Origin of the sequence: Pseudoduganella lurida, from assembly GCF_007830455.1 — a bacterium.
GTDB classification, from domain to species: Bacteria; Pseudomonadota; Gammaproteobacteria; order Burkholderiales; family Burkholderiaceae_D; genus Rugamonas; species Rugamonas lurida.
Genome location: NZ_VLLB01000007.1, coordinates 20,335 through 36,915, shown reverse-complemented (window position 1 = coordinate 36,915; position 16,581 = coordinate 20,335). Strand labels below are relative to the sequence as shown.

At 63.8% G+C, this 16,581-nt stretch carries 19 protein-coding genes; 6 read left to right on the top strand and 13 right to left on the bottom strand.

Features of this window, described 5'->3' with window-relative positions; all coding sequences use genetic code 11:
• Positions 1 to 90: 90 nt before the first annotated feature.
• Positions 91 to 1,725 (bottom strand): FAD-dependent oxidoreductase, encoded by a 1,635-nt coding sequence (locus IP91_RS18715; RefSeq protein ID WP_145650620.1) that lies wholly within the window; start codon positions 1,723 to 1,725, stop codon positions 91 to 93.
• Positions 1,726 to 1,755: 30 nt separating this feature from the next.
• The gene (locus IP91_RS18710) at positions 1,756 to 3,267 is read right to left on the bottom strand and encodes a polyamine aminopropyltransferase (protein WP_145650619.1); all 1,512 of its coding nucleotides are present in this window, start codon (positions 3,265 to 3,267) and stop codon (positions 1,756 to 1,758) included.
• Between the two features lie 52 nt (positions 3,268 to 3,319).
• Here IP91_RS18710 and IP91_RS18705 point away from each other — a divergent pair, with 52 nt between their 5' ends.
• From IP91_RS18705 to speD, 5 genes are read left to right on the top strand one after another with little or no spacing between them, the layout of a single operon-like run.
• Entirely contained in the window at positions 3,320 to 3,706 is a 387-nt protein-coding gene (locus IP91_RS18705) for a DUF350 domain-containing protein (protein WP_145650618.1), read from the top strand.
• 14 nt (positions 3,707 to 3,720) lie between these two features.
• Entirely contained in the window at positions 3,721 to 4,752 is a 1,032-nt protein-coding gene (locus tag IP91_RS18700) for an SPFH domain-containing protein (protein WP_145650617.1), read from the top strand.
• A 47-nt stretch (positions 4,753 to 4,799) separates the two neighbouring features.
• Positions 4,800 to 6,263 (top strand): DUF4178 domain-containing protein, encoded by a 1,464-nt coding sequence (locus tag IP91_RS18695; protein WP_145650616.1) that lies wholly within the window; start codon positions 4,800 to 4,802, stop codon positions 6,261 to 6,263.
• Entirely contained in the window at positions 6,260 to 6,424 is a 165-nt protein-coding gene (locus IP91_RS26270; RefSeq protein ID WP_199754653.1) for a hypothetical protein, read from the top strand. The genes IP91_RS18695 and IP91_RS26270 overlap by 4 nt, the downstream gene beginning before the upstream one ends.
• Positions 6,421 to 6,831, top strand: a complete 411-nt coding sequence (speD, locus tag IP91_RS18690; protein WP_371860634.1) for an adenosylmethionine decarboxylase — start codon at positions 6,421 to 6,423, stop codon at positions 6,829 to 6,831. Before IP91_RS26270 ends, speD begins: the two co-directional genes overlap by 4 nt.
• Before the next feature lie 250 nt (positions 6,832 to 7,081).
• On the opposite strand, the gene IP91_RS18685 is transcribed toward speD, so the two are convergent.
• A complete protein-coding gene (locus IP91_RS18685; protein ID WP_145650615.1) occupies positions 7,082 to 7,471 on the bottom strand; it encodes a VOC family protein in 390 nt (129 codons plus the stop codon).
• Positions 7,472 to 7,703: 232 nt separating this feature from the next.
• Between IP91_RS18685 and IP91_RS18680 the strand changes: the two genes are divergently transcribed.
• Complete coding sequence (locus IP91_RS18680; RefSeq protein ID WP_229474653.1) at positions 7,704 to 8,261, top strand: hypothetical protein; 558 nt, start codon at positions 7,704 to 7,706, stop codon at positions 8,259 to 8,261.
• A 117-nt stretch (positions 8,262 to 8,378) separates the two neighbouring features.
• On the opposite strand, the gene IP91_RS18675 is transcribed toward IP91_RS18680, so the two are convergent.
• The 10 genes from IP91_RS18675 to IP91_RS18630 all read right to left on the bottom strand — a co-directional run bounded on the left by IP91_RS18675 (position 8,379) and on the right by IP91_RS18630 (position 16,464).
• Complete coding sequence (locus tag IP91_RS18675) at positions 8,379 to 9,317, bottom strand: hypothetical protein (RefSeq protein WP_145650614.1); 939 nt, start codon at positions 9,315 to 9,317, stop codon at positions 8,379 to 8,381.
• 58 nt (positions 9,318 to 9,375) lie between these two features.
• The gene (locus tag IP91_RS18670; RefSeq protein ID WP_145650613.1) at positions 9,376 to 9,804 is read right to left on the bottom strand and encodes a F0F1 ATP synthase subunit epsilon; all 429 of its coding nucleotides are present in this window, start codon (positions 9,802 to 9,804) and stop codon (positions 9,376 to 9,378) included.
• A gap of 58 nt (positions 9,805 to 9,862) precedes the next feature.
• Positions 9,863 to 11,263 carry a F0F1 ATP synthase subunit beta gene (gene atpD, locus IP91_RS18665; RefSeq protein ID WP_145650612.1) on the bottom strand — a complete coding sequence of 467 codons (1,401 nt, stop codon included), beginning with the start codon at positions 11,261 to 11,263 and terminating at the stop codon, positions 9,863 to 9,865.
• Positions 11,264 to 11,292: 29 nt separating this feature from the next.
• The gene (gene atpG, locus IP91_RS18660; RefSeq protein WP_145650611.1) at positions 11,293 to 12,168 is read right to left on the bottom strand and encodes a F0F1 ATP synthase subunit gamma; all 876 of its coding nucleotides are present in this window, start codon (positions 12,166 to 12,168) and stop codon (positions 11,293 to 11,295) included.
• Positions 12,169 to 12,226: 58 nt separating this feature from the next.
• Positions 12,227 to 13,768 carry a F0F1 ATP synthase subunit alpha gene (gene atpA / locus IP91_RS18655; protein WP_145650610.1) on the bottom strand — a complete coding sequence of 514 codons (1,542 nt, stop codon included), beginning with the start codon at positions 13,766 to 13,768 and terminating at the stop codon, positions 12,227 to 12,229.
• 75 nt (positions 13,769 to 13,843) lie between these two features.
• Positions 13,844 to 14,377, bottom strand: a complete 534-nt coding sequence (locus IP91_RS18650; RefSeq protein WP_145650609.1) for a F0F1 ATP synthase subunit delta — start codon at positions 14,375 to 14,377, stop codon at positions 13,844 to 13,846.
• A gap of 2 nt (positions 14,378 to 14,379) precedes the next feature.
• Positions 14,380 to 14,850, bottom strand: coding sequence for a F0F1 ATP synthase subunit B (locus IP91_RS18645; RefSeq protein WP_145650608.1), 471 nt, complete (start codon positions 14,848 to 14,850; stop codon positions 14,380 to 14,382).
• A gap of 37 nt (positions 14,851 to 14,887) precedes the next feature.
• On the bottom strand, positions 14,888 to 15,166 hold the full coding sequence (gene atpE, locus IP91_RS18640; RefSeq protein ID WP_145650607.1) for a F0F1 ATP synthase subunit C: 279 nt from the start codon (positions 15,164 to 15,166) through the stop codon (positions 14,888 to 14,890).
• Between the two features lie 65 nt (positions 15,167 to 15,231).
• Complete coding sequence (atpB, locus tag IP91_RS18635) at positions 15,232 to 16,032, bottom strand: F0F1 ATP synthase subunit A (protein WP_145650606.1); 801 nt, start codon at positions 16,030 to 16,032, stop codon at positions 15,232 to 15,234.
• A gap of 63 nt (positions 16,033 to 16,095) precedes the next feature.
• Entirely contained in the window at positions 16,096 to 16,464 is a 369-nt protein-coding gene (locus IP91_RS18630) for an ATP synthase subunit I (protein ID WP_145650605.1), read from the bottom strand.
• Positions 16,465 to 16,581 lie beyond the last annotated feature (117 nt).

Below are 16,581 nucleotides of genomic sequence, written 5' to 3'. Positions count from 1 at the left end.
GCTGTTTATACGGCTTAAGCGATAGTCTATGAGACCAGTGATGCGTCGATCGCGATTCGAATCGCCTGCTGGCATGTCAGCGAGCGCAAGTCATTCCAGCGCCCGCAGCGCCGCCTGCCAGCCCCACCACGACGCCTCCTCGAACACGGAGAAGCCGCTCAGGTCCGCATGGGCGAACAGGATCGGGCCATCCACGTTGCGCAGGTTCTGCACGCCGGCGTTGGACAGGAAGCCGGGCACCGGCGCGGCCATCGCATGCCCGCGCAAGGTGATATCGGCACGTATGACGCTGTCCTCGAACGCATTGCCGTACGCGGCGCGCAGGTCGGTCATGGCCAGCGCCAGCAGCGCTTCCGGGGACGCGGACTGCATCCACTTGCGCGCTTCCGCCGGCGAGCGGTCGGCCAGCGCCAGGTAGCTCGTGAACACCGTCTGCGGCGGCGGCGTGACGCGGATGTCCTGGTGCGTGGAGACCACGTAGCCAAGTCCCTGCGTGCCGTGCACCACGTTGTCCCACGACAGCGGCGCCTCCGGCAGCTCCTCGGGGAATCCGTTCAGTAAAAAATTCGTGACGAGCCATGGCGCGTATGCCGGCAGGTGCCGCGACGGATCGAAGCCGTACTGCGCGATGTTCTCGACGATGCGGCCCGCCACCAGCAGCGGCATCGCGCAGATGGCCTTGCGGGCCCGCACCAGATACGTCACGGGCTTGCCGCCTTCCAGCGTGAAGCACAGCGCCTCGACGCGTCCTGCCACCTGCCGCACCTTGGCAACGGTGCCGGCGATCCGCTGCGCCCCACCCCGCTCGGCCAGTTGCGCGGCCAGCGGCTGCAGGCCGCCGGGCCAGGTGAGCCAGGCGCCCGCCGCGGCATTGGCCGCTTCGCCACCCCGGGCGCAAAAATAATGCAGGCCGGCCCAGGCCGACACGCGGTCGCTGCCGGTGCCGTAGTCGTCGCGGCAGCAGTAATCGAGGTACCACAGCAGCGTGGGCGAGCGATAGCCGTTCGCCTTGAGCCATGCAGCGAAGGTCTGCGCATCGAGCGCCCGCCACGCCGGATCGGTCGAGGCATTCACGGAGGGCAGCGTGAACACCTTGCGGTTGTCGGCACCGCGCTGCAGGCGCAGCTTGTCGATCTCGGCAAAAAAGCGCTTGTGTTCGGCCAGTTCGGCGGCCGGCACGCCCTCGCGCGGCACGATGCCTTCCTGCCAGCGGCCGCCGTACAGCAGGCGTTCGTGCGGCGCATGCAGCAGCAGGCGTTCGTCGTACGCGGGCTTCTGGCCGTAGGGGTCGCGCGTGATGATGCCCAGGTCGTACAGCATGTGCCGCACATGCAGGCACTCCAGCGGCGGCACCGGCAGGTAGTGGGCGCCGGTGGGGAATACCAGCGCACCATGGCTGCCGCCGGCCGCATTGCCGAAGCGTTCGGGTCCTTCCACCATCAGCACGTCCTGCAGGCCTTCGCGGCGCAGCTTCCACGCGGCCGTCAGCCCGGCGATGCCGGAGCCGAGGATCGCCACGTCCGTTTCGATGACTTTCGTGGGCGCGGGCAAAGCAGGATGATCACGCAAATGAAGGTCCCGCAGATAGTGGCCTTCGTCGCGACCCGGGGAGTGCAGCACGGGCGTGATTTCGCGCCAGCGACCATAGGCGGCAATGCCGGCAGCGGCGGCGGCACCCGCGCCACCCAGGGCGGCGGTCCAGCGCAGGAAGGAGCGGCGTTGCATGGTGTATTCCTCAGTGAAGCCCGGTGGCGCTCAGCGGATCGTCCTGCGCCAGTCCTGCTCGAACGCGTGGACCAGCGATTGCGTGTCGAGGCGGTTGGGCGCCATCGTCAGGGGCTGCATGTCGGCCGGGAAGCGGAACATCTCGGCGGTGGTGGCCGCATCGAGGAAGCGCATCGGCATGCGGTATGACGTGGGTGGCTGGTAAGCCGCCTGCGGCGAAGCGATGATGAAGCCCCATTCGCCGAACGACGGCACGTAGGCGTGGTACGGCGAGGTGCGCAGGCCGACTTCGCGCAGCGTGGCATCGACCGTCCAGAAGGCATGCGGCGCGAAGAAGGGGGAGGTGGACTGCACCACCATCAGGCCATGCGCCGCCATGTGATGCCGTACCATCCCGTAAAACGGCACCGAGTACAGTTTGCCGAGCGCGAAGCTGGACGGATCGGGGAAGTCGACGATCACCGCATCGAACATCTCGGCCGTGTGTTCCAGCCACTGCGCGGCATCCGCGTTCAGGATTTTCACACGCGGATCGGACAAGGATCCGTGGTTCAGCGCCACCAGCTCGGCGCGCGCCCTGAACGCATTCGTCATCGCCGGATCGAGATCGACCAGCGTCACCTGCCGGACGTTCGGATAGCGCAGGATCTCGCGCAGCGCCAGCCCGTCGCCGCCGCCCAGTACCAGCACGCGGCGCGCCCACGGCAGTTTTTCCATCACGGGATGCACCAGCGCCTCGTGATAACGGTATTCGTCGCGCGACGAGAACTGCAGGTTGCCGTTGATGTACAGGCGCGTGTCGTCCTTCCAGCGCGTGATCACCAGGCGCTGGTATGGCGTGCTGGTGGCATACACGATCTCGTCGCCGAACAGGCCGTGTTCGCCGAAGTGCGTCATGCGGTCCGCGCTGGCGAAGCCGAAGGCCAGCACCGCCAGCACGCCGCAGGCACGCAGGGTGCGGCCCGCGAGGTTGCCCAGCTCCGCGCGGAACACGTGGATGGTCCACAGCGCCACGCCGATGTTCAGCATGCCGAACAGGAAGCCGGTGCGCACCAGCCCCAGGTAGGGTGCCAGCACCAGCGGGAACAGCAGCGAGACGGCCAGCGCGCCCAGGTAGTCGAAGGTGAGCACGCGGCTGACGATTTCGGCGAAGCCCGTCTGGCGTGCATTCAGCGCGCGCATCACGAGCGGCACCTCCATGCCCACCATCGCGCCGATCAGGAACACCAGCACGTACAGCAGCAGGCGGAACGGCGCGGCCATCCACGAGAAGGTGAGGAACAGCAGCGCGGCGGACACGCCGCCGACCAGGCCCACGGCCAGTTCCACGTCCACGAAGCGGGCCAGCACGTGTTCGTCCTTCACGTACTTGGACAGGTGCGCGCCGACGCCCATGGCGAACAGGTAGCAGCCGATGATGGTGGAGAACTGCAGCACCGAGTCGCCCAGCAGGTAGCTGGACAGGGCGCCGGCGATCAGTTCATACGCGAGCCCGCACGACGCCACCACGAACACGGACAGGATCAGAATCTTTTTGGTCATTGGCCCGTGGCTGGATTATCATCTTTCATCGATAGCAACGACACTATAAGCCATGTTCGCAGTCGCCAACTACCTGATCCACCTGGCCATCGCCGCCGCGCTGCTGGCCGTGTTCTTCAAGGCCTACACGTGGATGACGCCGTATGACGAAGTGCTGCTGATCCGCCAGGGCAATCATGCGGCGGCACTGTCGCTGGGCGGCGCGCTGCTGGGCTTCTCGCTCACCATCGCATCGGGCCTGCTGCACACGGCGAACTACCAGGAATTCTTCGCGTGGGCGTTTGGTGCGATGGTCGTGCAGGCCCTCGCCTATGCCGTCGCCACGCGCGCCCTGAACATGGCGAAAGACCAGATCGAATCCGGCAACAGCGCCTTCGGCGCGCTGCTCGGCACGATCTCCCTGTCCATCGGCGGCATCAACGCCGCCTGCATTTCGTAAGTACGGAGGCCCGCATGAGTATCGGCAGCTTTATCAGGAAGCAGTTCATCGACGTCCTGCAGTGGAACGAGGACGAGGAAGGCGTGCTGGCGTGGCGCTTCCCGATGCAGGATTTCGAGATCCAGAACGGCGGCGTGCTGGTGGTGCGCGAATCGCAGGTGGCGGTGTTCGTCAACGAAGGCCAGATCGCCGACGTGTTCGGCCCCGGCACGCACAAGCTCACCACGCAAACGCTTCCCGTGCTGACCAACCTGAAGAACTGGGACAAGCTGTTCGACTCGCCGTTCAAGTCGGATGTGTACTTCTTCAGCACCCGCGTGCAGACCGGCCGCAAGTGGGGCACGCCGCAGCCGATCACGATCCGCGACAAGGATTTCGACATGATCCGCGTGCGCGCCTTCGGCATGTATTCATACCGCGTGCTGGACGCCCGCAAGTTCTTCACGGAGATCAGCGGCACGCGCGAGGCCTATACCCGTGACCAGGTCGAGGACCAGCTGCGCGGCATCATGCTGGCGACGATGGCCAGCTCGCTGGGCAGCTCGAACACCGCCTTCCTCGACATGGCCGCCAACCAGGCGCTGATGGCGCAGGAGATCAAGGGCGATCTCGCCGATGCGTTCGGCCGCTACGGCCTGGGGCTCGACGAATTCAACGTCGCTTCCGTGAGCCTGCCGGAGGAACTGCAGGCGGCGCTGGACGAGCGCATTTCGGCCGGCATGAAGGGCGGCCTGTCGAACGACAAGATGGCCGGCTTCACCCGCTTCCAGACGGCCACCGCGATCCCGCTGGCGGCGCAGAACGAAGGCGGCATCGCCGGCATCGGCGCGGGCCTGGGTGCCGGCGTGACGATCGGCCAGGCGATGGGCCAGGCCGTGGGCGCATCCCTGGCACCGACCGCACCGCAGGCGTCACCGGCCCCGGTGGCGGACGATTCGATCGAGGCCCGCCTGGCAAAACTCAAGGGCCTGCTGGACAAGGGCCTGATCTCCGCGGCCGACTACGACAGCACCAAGGCGGAGCTGCTGAAGAAGCTGATCGGATGATGAAGGCAAAGGATCGATGAAAGCAAAGGGTCGATGAAAGCGCACCGTTGATCACGGTTTCCTGTCCCGGCTGCGGCGCCGAGGTGCGCTTCCGCTCGCATGCGGCCGTGATGGCCGTGTGCGAGTTCTGCCTCACCGGCGTGCTGAAGGACGAAGCGGCCGTGCGCAACCTCGGCAAGATCGCCGAGGTACTGGAGGACTATTCGCCGATCCAGCTGGGCGCGGCGGGCCAGCTCGCCAACCGTCCGTTCACGGTGATCGGCCGCATCCAGCTGGCGTATGACGCCGGCCTGTGGAACGAGTGGTACCTGCTGTTCGACGATGGCGCCAACGGCTGGCTGGGCGATGCGTCCGGCCAGTACACCATCACGACGGTGCAGGACAGCAGCGACACCCTGCCGGCGTTCGACGCGCTCCGCCCCGGCAACCAGTACACGGTCGCGGGCGAACGCTACACGGCGGCCGATGTACGCACGGCGCGCTGCACCGGCGGCCAGGGCGAGCTGCCCTTCCGTGTCGGCGCAGGCTGGCAGGCGAAAGTGGCGGACCTGCGCACCAACAACCGCTTCGTCACGCTCGATTATTCGGACGGCGACAAGCCGCTGGTCTACACGGGCAGCGCCGTCACGCTCGAGGCGCTGGGCATGCAGCTGCTGCGCGAAGATGATGCCATCCTGCGCAGCGCCGGCCGCTACCGGGGCAGGCTGACGAAGCTCGACTGCCCGTCCTGCGGCGCCTCGCTCGACTACCTGCCCGGCATGACGGCCAATCTGGTGTGCGTGGGCTGCCAGACCCAGCTCGATGCCGCCAGCCCGCAGATCAAGGTGCTGCGCGCCGGCGAAGGGCTGGCCGTGGTGCCGACCAAGCTGCCGCTGGGTACCGCCGGCACGCTGGGCAACCAGCCGCTGACGGTGATCGGCGTGCTGCGCCGCGCCGACGAGGACGGCGAAAGCTGGACCGAATACCTGCTGTTCGCGCCGGGACGCGGCTTTACCTGGCTGGTGGAGACGGATGAAGGCTGGCAGCGCTCGGAGGTGCTGGACGAATGGCCGCAGTGGCAGGATGACAAGGCCCGCCTCGGCAGCGTGGCCTTCCGCAAGCGCCATGACTACACCGCGCGCGTCACGTATGCGGCGGGCGCCTTCAACTGGCGGGTGCAGAAAGGCGACCAGGCGCGCGTGATGGAATTCGAGCATTCGCAATCGTCGCTGGCCGCGGAAATGACGGCCGACGAACTGACCTGGTCGCGCTCGACGCCGGTCGCCTTCGACCAGATGAAGGCGTGGTTCCCGAAACAGTTCGGCACCACCGGCTCGTCGCGGGGCGTCTACGGCAAGCTGGGTGCCGGCGGCAGGTACCGCGGCATCGCCAAGGGGCTGATCATCACGACGGTGGTACTCAATGCCATTCCCCTGATGTTCAATTTCACCCGCACATTTGCGTTCACGGTGCTGGCGGGACTCGCGCTGTATCTGCCCGCCCTGTTCCTCGACCAGTCGGACAAGGAATGAAGAAATTCTGGATCTACGGCCTGGCCGTCGTGCTGCTCTCTACCGTGCTCAGCTGGTCGAACATGCGGGGCGGCCCGCGCGGATATTCGTCGGGCGGCTCCTCATGGTCGTCCAGTACCGGTGGCGGCAGCTGGAGCAGTGGCGGCGGAGGCCATAAATGAACTGGAACTGCAACGCGAATGCCAGTGCGGACATGCATCCGGGCGTGCACGCGGCGGAAGGCATGCACCTGCTGGCGGATCTGACCGGCATTGCCGCCAGTCGCCTGATGGAATGCGCCGCAATCGAATTATTGCTGCGCAAGGCAGCGAACGCCGCCAATGCGCGGATATTGCACAGCCACTTCCATTCCTTCGGACCGGACGCGGGAATTACCGGCGTCGTCATGCTGGCCGAATCGCATATTTCCATCCATACCTGGCCGGAGCAGGGTTTTGCCGCCATCGATATTTTCATGTGCGGAAATGCCAGGCCGCTCGAAGCGCTCCGTGTTATCGAAGCGGGATTCAAGCCGGTGCAATGCCGGCTGAAATCCATCAAGCGGGGCATCGTGCAGGCAGTGCCATAAAGCGGCCGCACGGCATTCGCCTGCTTGCCCCTATTCCCGACCGCTCACATTATCTCGCGCAGCTAATGACGGGCCAGAATCTCTGGCTGTCTGCACATGGGCGGCCACTCCCATGGTCACCTCGTGCTCCACGCGCCACGTGCGGATACGCAACCGCCGCCCGCCCTGCCGCTCGCGCCAGAACCTGGCACGAATACGCCGAAAATTGGCATAGAAAGCCTGTAATGACAGGCCAATACAAGTGCCACCCTTATTTTTCCTGGATGGTCGCCTCGATATTGTTCCCGTCCAGGTCGATGATGTAGGCGCTGTAGCTGTGGCCGCAGGTCTGGCGCAAGCCGGGAGCGCCATGGTCCTCCGCCCCGAATTCCAGGGCGGCATAATAGAAGGCATCGACCGCATGGCGGTTCGGTGCCATGAATGCGATATGAATCGGCGCATTGCCGACCATATTACTCGTGCGCCAGTAAGTGGGAATCTCCGATCCCAGCCATAAGAATGGCTGGCCGTTTTCTCCCCCATAAATGGCCCAGTCCATATCCGTTTCGGTGCGGCGAATTCCCAGCGGCGCGAGGCAGGCATCGAATAGTGCCTTGCTCCGCATGAAATCGGCGACCACAATGCCGAGGTGATGGATCATAGGTGCTCCCAGGTGAGAAACCAGACTAGCACTGTTGATCAACATTCGGCGCGCGCGAGTATTTCAAGCGGATAGTGTCCGAATAATTCGCAGTAATTCACAAAGGTGCATTTCGTTATGGGCGTGACGACGTTTTCAATTGGCGCCCGAATGCCCCGGAATCCGGCCGATCTCATATTCAAGACGGTGCGCCTCGGTTACACTGGCGCCTGACTTTTCAACCGGATTCACCATGCGCCGATCCGCGCCCTTCCTCCTGCTTCCCGCAATGCTGGCCGTGGCCGGCTGCGACTCCTACCAGCCCGAACAGCTGTACATGGCCACCAGCCCCGCCTGCAGCGCGTGGGTCGATGCTTCCCGGTTCGACCTGCCGGAAGGCGTGAGCGTCACGGCCACCGCGCCGGTAACGACGGGTCGGGGCGGTGCCGAATTCGGTGTCATCTACCAGATCCCACGGGGCGGCAAGGTGCAGTTCACGACCCGCGCGTTCGACTTCACGCAGCCGAAGGGCGCCGTGATCGCCAAGGGCCAGCTGCTGACCTTCTACCAGCGCGGCATGAACGCCAGGGCGGAAATCGTGGAAGTGATCAAGGAAGTGCCGGGCATGCTGATCCCGGTCGCCACGTCGGATGCCACGCAATGGCGCGTGCGGCTGGGCGTCAAACAGGGGCTGCCGGAACGCTTCGATTTCGTCACGCCCGGCATCATCATCAAGGGCAGCACCTACCCGGTGCGCACGTTCACGTACCGCTGGTTCCCGGAGCGCAAGGCTTACGGGCTCTGCCGCTAGGCTGCCTTCACCAGTCCGCTACGGCCGTCCTTTGCGCTGCCGTTGCCGGCCAGCGACTGGTCCACGCATGCGAAGGCGGCGGGGTGCTTGCCGTCGATGTGACGAGCAGCCCTGCCCTCATGGATTGCTGGCCGGTCCGGCGAGCTTGTGCACCGTGGCAGCCACCAGCGTACGGGCATCGTCGCAACCGAGCCTGGCCAGCCTGGCGACATCCTGCGTGCGGGCGGCTTCCTGTGCCACCAGGTAGCCGTAGTAATAGCCGCTCCGCTGCGGCAACGGGCCGCTGCCGCCGGAGAGCTGGAACAGCCCGGCGATCGTGTCGTCTTCCCGGCTGTCCAGCAGCTGTTCCAGCTGCCGCCACCCCGCCGGCAGCGTGGCCTGCGCGCGCGCTACCAGGCCACGGGGCACGTCCAGCAGCATTTCCCGTTCGGTCGCCGCGGGGTTCATCTGCTGCGAGACGTAGGTGGCCAGCCCTTCGGTCCACAGGCGCTTCCAGACGACTTCTTCCGTACACGCTGCCAGCACGGGCTCGTGATAGGTGTGGAACAGCTCGTGGTGATAGAAGGCCGCCTCGCTGATGTCGCCGTGGTAGCGCACCATGCCGTCCACGCCGAAGATCAGGTACTCCCTGCCGGCCAGGGTACGCGTGCCGCCGTCCATCTCGCCGAGCGAATGCACCAGCCAGATCTCGCGGTCCGCCCGGTAGTCGGGAAAGCGCGCTGCGAAGCTCGCCACGTTGCTGGTCAGCGTGCTGCCGAAGTCGCGCGCCTTGCGCAGGTAGGCCTCGCGCATGCCCGGATAGCGGGCAATCGCGGCAGCGATATTCCTGTCCTGCTCGGCATGCGTGACATGGCCGCGCGCGTCGCCATAGAACTGCGGGAACTGCGCCCCGACCGTGCGCCGGAAGTCGGCCACGCGGGCCTCGACGGGCATGCCTTCGGTGCGGGTGTAGAACGCATCGAACGCGAGCGACAGGTCGTGCACCGGCGGTGGCGCGGCGTAAGTGATACCGCAGGCGGACAGGGCGGCGAGCACAACGGACAGAACACGGCGCATGGCATTCTCCGGATGTAAAAAAAGCAGCCGAAGCTGCTTTTTCATGGTTGCGGCCAGATCAGTGACGATTGGTCTGGCGCAGCTTGGCGATCGCTGCCAGCTGGCCGATGGCCGCTGCCAGTTCCGCCTGGGCTTTCGCGTAGTCGATGCCGGTCTGGTTGTTCGCCAGGCTTTCTTCCGCCAGCTTCTTGGCGGCTTGCGCCTTGGCTTCATCCAGGTCGCCACCGCGGATCGCGGTATCGGCCAGGACCGTCACGGCATTCGGCTGCACTTCCAGCAGGCCGCCGGCGACGAAGACGAACTCTTCTTCCGACTTGCCCAGCACCTGGATGCGCACCGCGCCCGGACGGATACGGGTGATCAGCGGCGTGTGCTTCGGGTAGATCCCCAGCTCGCCCTGCTCGCCCGGCAACGCGACGAAGGTGGCTTCGCCGGAGAAGATCAGCTCTTCCGCGGAGACCACATCGACGTGAATAGTGTTTGCCATAATTATCCTATCGGATTGAACGGCCCCGCCTCACGAGGAGGCGGGGCGCCGCATCGAATTAGCCCAGCTTCTTGGCTTTTTCGATCGCTTCCTCGATCGTGCCGACCATGTAGAACGCCTGCTCCGGCAGGTGATCCAGTTCGCCGGAAGCGATCATCTTGAAGCCCTTGATCGTGTCCTTCAGCGAAACGTACTTGCCCGGTGCGCCCGTGAAGACTTCGGCGACGTGGAACGGCTGCGACAGGAAACGCTGCATTTTACGAGCGCGCGCGACCAGCAGCTTGTCTTCCGGTGCCAGTTCGTCCATGCCCAGGATCGCGATGATGTCACGCAGTTCCTTGTAGCGCTGCAGGGTGCCCTGCACGGCGCGGGCCGTGTCGTAGTGGTCCTGGCCCACGACCAGCGGGTCCAGCTGGCGCGAGGTCGAATCCAGCGGATCGACGGCCGGGTAGATACCCAGCGAGGCGATGTCACGGGACAGCACGACGGTCGAATCGAGGTGACCGAAGGTCGTCGCTGGCGACGGGTCGGTCAAGTCATCCGCAGGGACGTACACGGCCTGGATCGACGTGATCGAACCGGTCTTGGTCGACGTAATACGCTCTTGCAGGCGGCCCATTTCCTCGGCCAGCGTCGGCTGGTAGCCCACGGCGGAAGGCATGCGGCCCAGCAGTGCCGACACTTCGGTACCGGCCAGCGTGAAGCGGTAGATGTTGTCGACGAAGAACAGCACGTCCTTGCCCTGGTCACGGAACGATTCCGCGATGGTCAGGCCGGTGAGTGCCACGCGCAGGCGGTTGCCCGGCGGTTCGTTCATCTGGCCGTACACCATGGCCACTTTGGAGTTGCCCAGGTTGTCCAGGTCGACGACCTTCGCATCGGCCATCTCGTGGTAGAAGTCGTTCCCTTCGCGGGTACGCTCGCCCACGCCGGCAAACACGGACAGACCCGAGTGTGCCTTGGCGATGTTGTTGATCAGTTCCATCATGTTGACGGTCTTGCCCACGCCGGCGCCGCCGAACAGGCCGACTTTACCGCCCTTGGCGAACGGGCACACCAGGTCGATCACCTTGATGCCGGTTTCCAGCAGGTCCTGCGACGGCGACAGCTCGTCGTAGGCTGGCGGGGTGCGGTGGATCGATGCGACTTCATCCTGCGGCACCGGGCCGCGTTCGTCGATCGGGTTGCCCAGCACGTCCATGATGCGACCCAGCGTGGCGTTACCGACCGGTACCATGATCGGCTTGCCCGTGTTCTGGATGGTCATGCCGCGACGCAGGCCGTCGGACGAACCCAGAGCAATGGTGCGGACCACGCCGTCACCCAGCTGCTGTTGAACTTCCAGGGTCAGCTCGGAGCCAGCCATTTTCAGCGCGTCGAAAACCTTGGGCATCGCGTTACGCGGGAATTCCACGTCGACCACGGCGCCGATACACTGAACGATTTTGCCATCAGCCATTTTCGTTCCTTCAATATAGTTAAATTCGTTTAAACCGCGGCCGCACCGGACACGATTTCGGAGAGTTCTTTGGTAATGGCTGCCTGACGGGTCTTGTTGTACACCAGCTTCAGTTCGCCGATCACGCTGCCGGCGTTGTCGCTGGCGGCCTTCATCGCCACCATCCGCGCCGACTGCTCGGACGCGAGGTTTTCCGCCACGGACTGGTACACCAGGGCTTCCACGTAACGTTCCAGCAGTTCGTCGATGACGGTCGCTGCATCCGGTTCGTAGATGTAATCCCAGTTGATGCCGCCCTTGTCCGCTGCGCGCTTCTCAGCCGTCAGCGGCAGCAGCTGTTCCACCATCGGTTCCTGCTTCATCGTGTTGATGAATTTGGTGTAGCACAGGTAGACGGCGTCCAGCTTGCCTTCCTGGAACTTCTCCAGCATGACTTTCACGGGGCCGATCAGCTTGTCCAGGTGCGGGGTGTCGCCGATCTGCGTTGCCTGTGCCACCACGGGCACGCCAACGCGGTTCAGGAAACCGAGACCCTTGTTGCCGATGGCGACTGCTTCGATCCGATTACCGGCCGCTTCCAGTTCCCGCGACTTGTTCGTCACCGCGCGCAGCACGTTGGTGTTCATGCCGCCGCACAGACCCTTGTCGGTCGTGATGACGATGAAACCGATGGCCTTGGCCTGCGTGCCCTGGGCATCGGCCAGGAACGGGTGCGTGTATTCGGGATTGGCGCCAGCCAGGTTCGCAGCGATATTACGAATCTTGTCCGCGTAGGGACGGGCGGCGCGCATGCGATCCTGCGCCTTGCGCATTTTCGATGCGGCGACCATTTCCATCGCCTTCGTGATCTTCTTCGTATTCTCTACGCTCTTGATCTTGCCACGTATCTCTTTGCCTACTGCCATGAGTCCTTACTCCTTCTGCAGAGAAGCAGCCCCGTGAACGGGGCCGCTCGAGCTGCACTTAAAATGCGCCGGATTTCTTGAAATCAGCGATGGCCGCCGACAGCGTTGCTTCGCCGTCCTTGTCCAGTTGCTTGCTTTCTTCGATCTTCGACAGCAGGGCAGCGTTCTTGGTCTTCAGGTAGCCGTGCAGGCCCGCTTCGAAGGACAGCACCTGCTTGACAGGCACATCGTCCAGGTAGCCCTTGTTCACGGCGAACAGCGAAGCGGCCATCATCGACACCGACAGCGGCGCGTATTGCTGCTGCTTGAGCAGTTCCGTCACGCGGGCACCGCGGTCCAGCTGCTTGCGGGTCGATTCGTCCAGGTCCGATGCGAACTGCGCGAACGCAGCCAGCTCACGGTACTGCGCCAGGTCGGTACGGATACCGCCGGACAGGCCCTTGATGACCTTCGTCTGGGCAGCGCCACCGACGCGCGACACCGAGATACCGGCGTTGATCGCAGGACGGATACCGGCGTTGAACAGCGACGTTTCCAGGAAGATCTGGCCGTCCGTGATCGAGATCACGTTCGTTGGCACGAAGGCCGACACGTCGCCTGCCTGCGTTTCGATGATCGGCAGGGCCGTCAGCGAACCCGTCTTGCCGGTCACGGCGCCGTTGGTGAAGGCAGACACGTAGTCGGCGTTCACGCGGGCTGCGCGTTCCAGCAGGCGGCTGTGCAGGTAGAACACGTCGCCAGGGTAGGCTTCGCGGCCTGGTGGACGGCGCAGCAGCAGCGAGATCTGGCGGTAGGCGACGGCCTGCTTCGACAGATCGTCGTACACGATCAGCGCATCTTCACCGCGGTCGCGGAAGTATTCGCCCATCGTGCAGCCCGAGTAGGCCGAGATGTACTGCATGGCAGCCGATTCGGATGCCGTGGCAGCCACCACGATCGTGTATTCCATCGCGCCATGCTGTTCCAGCGAACGCACGATGTTCTTGATCGTCGAGGCCTTCTGGCCGATGGCCACGTAGATACACGTGACGCCCTGGCCCTTCTGGTTGATGATCGCATCGACTGCCACAGCCGACTTGCCGGTCTGGCGGTCGCCGATGATCAGCTCGCGCTGGCCACGGCCGACCGGTACCATCGCGTCGATCGACTTGATGCCGGTCTGCAGTGGCTGGGACACGGATTCACGGGCGATCACGCCCGGTGCGATCTTTTCGATCGGCGAGGTCAGCTGGGTCGTGACCGGACCCTTGCCGTCGATCGGCTGGCCCAGCGCATTGACCACACGGCCGCGCAGTTCCGGACCGACCGGCACTTCCAGGATGCGGCCGGTGGTCTTCACCGTGTCGCCTTCGGAGATGTGCTCGTAGGCACCCAGGATGACGGCGCCGACGGAGTCGCGCTCCAGGTTCATGGCGAGGCCGAACGTATTGCCCGGGAACTCCAGCATCTCGCCTTGCATCACTTCGGACAGACCGTGGATGCGGCAGATACCGTCGGCAACCGAGACAACGGTGCCTTGATTGCGCACTTCAGCGCCGCCATCAATGCCTTGGATCCGGCTCTTGATCAGCTCGCTGATTTCAGATGGGTTGAGTTGCATGGTAACTCCTAATTGTTTTCTCTCAGCTTGCGCGAGGGTATTTGTATCTGCCGCAGGATCTGCCGCTGGGTCCGCTTACGACGTCAGCGCAACGCGCATCTGTTCGAGGCGGGCGCGCACCGAAGTGTCCAGCACTTCGTCGCCCACCACCACGCGCACGCCGCCGATCAGCGAAGGATCCAGCGTGACTTGCGGGTTCAGCTTGCGGCCGAATTTCTTTTCCAGCGTCGCGACCAGCGCAGCGGTCTGACCACCGTCCAGTTCGAAGGCACTGGTGATCTCGGCATCGGCTGCACCTTCCACGCCGTTCTTCAGGTCGTGGAACTGGGTGGCGATTTCCGGCAGCAAGGCGATGCGGCCGTTGTCGATCAGCGTCGACAGGAAATTGTTCGCTTCCGCGTTGTGCGGCGACTTCAGCAGGGAGGTGACGACGGCCAGCACATCGGCATTCGCGACCTTCGGGTTGCGGGCATATGCGAGCACCTCGTCATGCGAACCGATCTGGGCCAGTTCGGACACCAGATCGGACCACTGCGCGAGGTTGCCAGCCTGGGCTACGCGGAAGAGGGCTTCCGCGTAAGGACGAGCGACGGTTGCGAGTTCAGCCATGATTACAGCTCGGTCGCAAGGCGATTCAGCAGGTCGGCGTGGGCCGACGCGTTGACTTCGCGCTTCAGGATTTGCTCGGCGCCCTTGACGGCCAGGTCTGCCACCTGGGCACGCAGCTGTTCGCGCGCCTGGGTCACTTGCTGTTCCGCTTCCGCCTTGGCTTGCGCAATGATGCGGTCCGCTTCGGCTTTGGCGTTGGCCTTGATTTCTTCAGCGATCAGCTGAGCACGCTTTTCGGCGTCCGCGACGCGCGACGCAGCTTCGTCACGCGCGGTGGTCAGGGCTTCCGTGGCGCGCTTTTCAGCAAGCGCCATCGAAGCCTGGCCCTGGTCGGCCGCGGCCAGACCATCCGCGATACGCTTGGCACGCTCATCCAGCGCTGCATTCAGCGCCGGGAAAACGAATTTCATCGAGAACCAGACGAGCACCGCGAAGGTGATCAGCTGGCCGATGAGAGACGAATTGATGTCCATACCTTGCTCCTAAAAAATTCCCCGGTTGGAGCGTGAATTACTGGGCTGCAGCGATGACGGCGTTCAGGAACGGGTTGTTGAACGTGAACAGCAGTGCAACGCCGACGCCGATCATCGAGATCGCGTCCAGCAGACCGGCGATAACGAACAGTTTGGTTTGCAGTTGTGGCATCAGTTCAGGCTGACGTGCCGAAGCTTCCAGGAACTTGCCACCCAGGATAGCGAAGCCCAGAGCGGTGCCGATGGCAGCCAGGCCGATGATGATGGCGACGGCCAGAACGGTCATGCTTTGTACTTGTGCGATCAGAGCTTGCATTGAGATTTCTCCTAAGATTTAAAAAAGACTACGGATACAAATTTAAAAAACGAGTTTTACGAAAATTAGTGCTTCTCAACCGCGAGGCTAAGGTACACAACCGTCAGGGCCATGAACACGAAGGCCTGCAGCGTCACAATCAGGATGTGGAAGATTGCCCATGGACCACCCAGCAGCCACTGTGCCCACCATGGCAGCAGCGCGATCAGGATGAAAATCAGTTCGCCGGCATACATGTTGCCGAACAGTCGCAGCGACAGCGAGATGGGCTTGGCCACCAGCTCGATCATTTGGAACACGAAATTGACCGGTGCCAGCAGGATCGCCGCAAAGCCATGGGCGTGGAACGGTGCCGTGAACAGTTCCTTGCCCCAGCCGCCGATGCCCTTGGCCTTGATCGAGAAGCCGATGATGCACAGCAGGACCGCCAGCGACATGCCGAACGTGTGGTTCACGTCGGCGGTCGGCACGACGCGCAGGTTGTACACGCCGAAGAATTCCAGGGCGCGCGGCAGCAGGTCGACCGGCAGGAAGTCCATCGCGTTCATCAGCCACACCCACACGAAGATCGTGATGGCCAGCGGCGCGATGACGGCGCTCTTGGCGTGGAAGGCGCTGTTGACGGTGTCGTTGACCAGTTCCATGATCCATTCGACGAAGTTCTGCAGCTTGCCCGGCACGCCCGGCGTGGCGCGCTTGGCGGCCATGTAGAACACGCCCAGGAACACCAGGCCCAGGACGGCCGAAATCCAGAACGTGTCCAGATTGAACGCGCCGTCATGCGTCTTCAGGTGGGTAAGGTGGTGCTGGATGTACTCTGTGGCGTTTGCCGGAGCCGTGTGGCCCCCCGCGTGTTCAGTGGTCATAAGTAAGTTGATATTGAATTTAGAAATTTTGTCCACATCCTTCGACGATCGAAGGTGCGGCGCTTACACTGCGAGCAGCGCGAACCAGTAAGCCAGGGTCGTCGCCGCGAAACCCAAGATCAGCCAAACCGTGGCGGCCGATGGAAACAGCACCAGCGCGCCCACGAACAGCGCTGCCGTGATGAACAACTTCACCATCTCGGCGCGGAAATGCCGCCGGAAGATCACCTTGGCGTCCTGGCTATGTTTCGTCACCAGCAATGCATATGCGACGCTGCCGAGCGTTGCGATCGCACCGCCCATGGCGGCGGACCAGCCTTTTTCCAGCCCGGCGAAAAGCGCAACGAGAGCGGAAAACAGGACGGCAAGCGTGAATTGCAGGGCGACGATGCGGAAGACCGGCCGGGCGACAATTGATGCGAAATCACTCACTTGCCAACCTTCTGAACGTAGCTTCAAGACCCAAAGACACGGGATTATAGGGTGGTTATTAGACACACGTCAAACATGCTGCACCGCAACAGAGCGCCGCGGCGCCAACATTGCAAC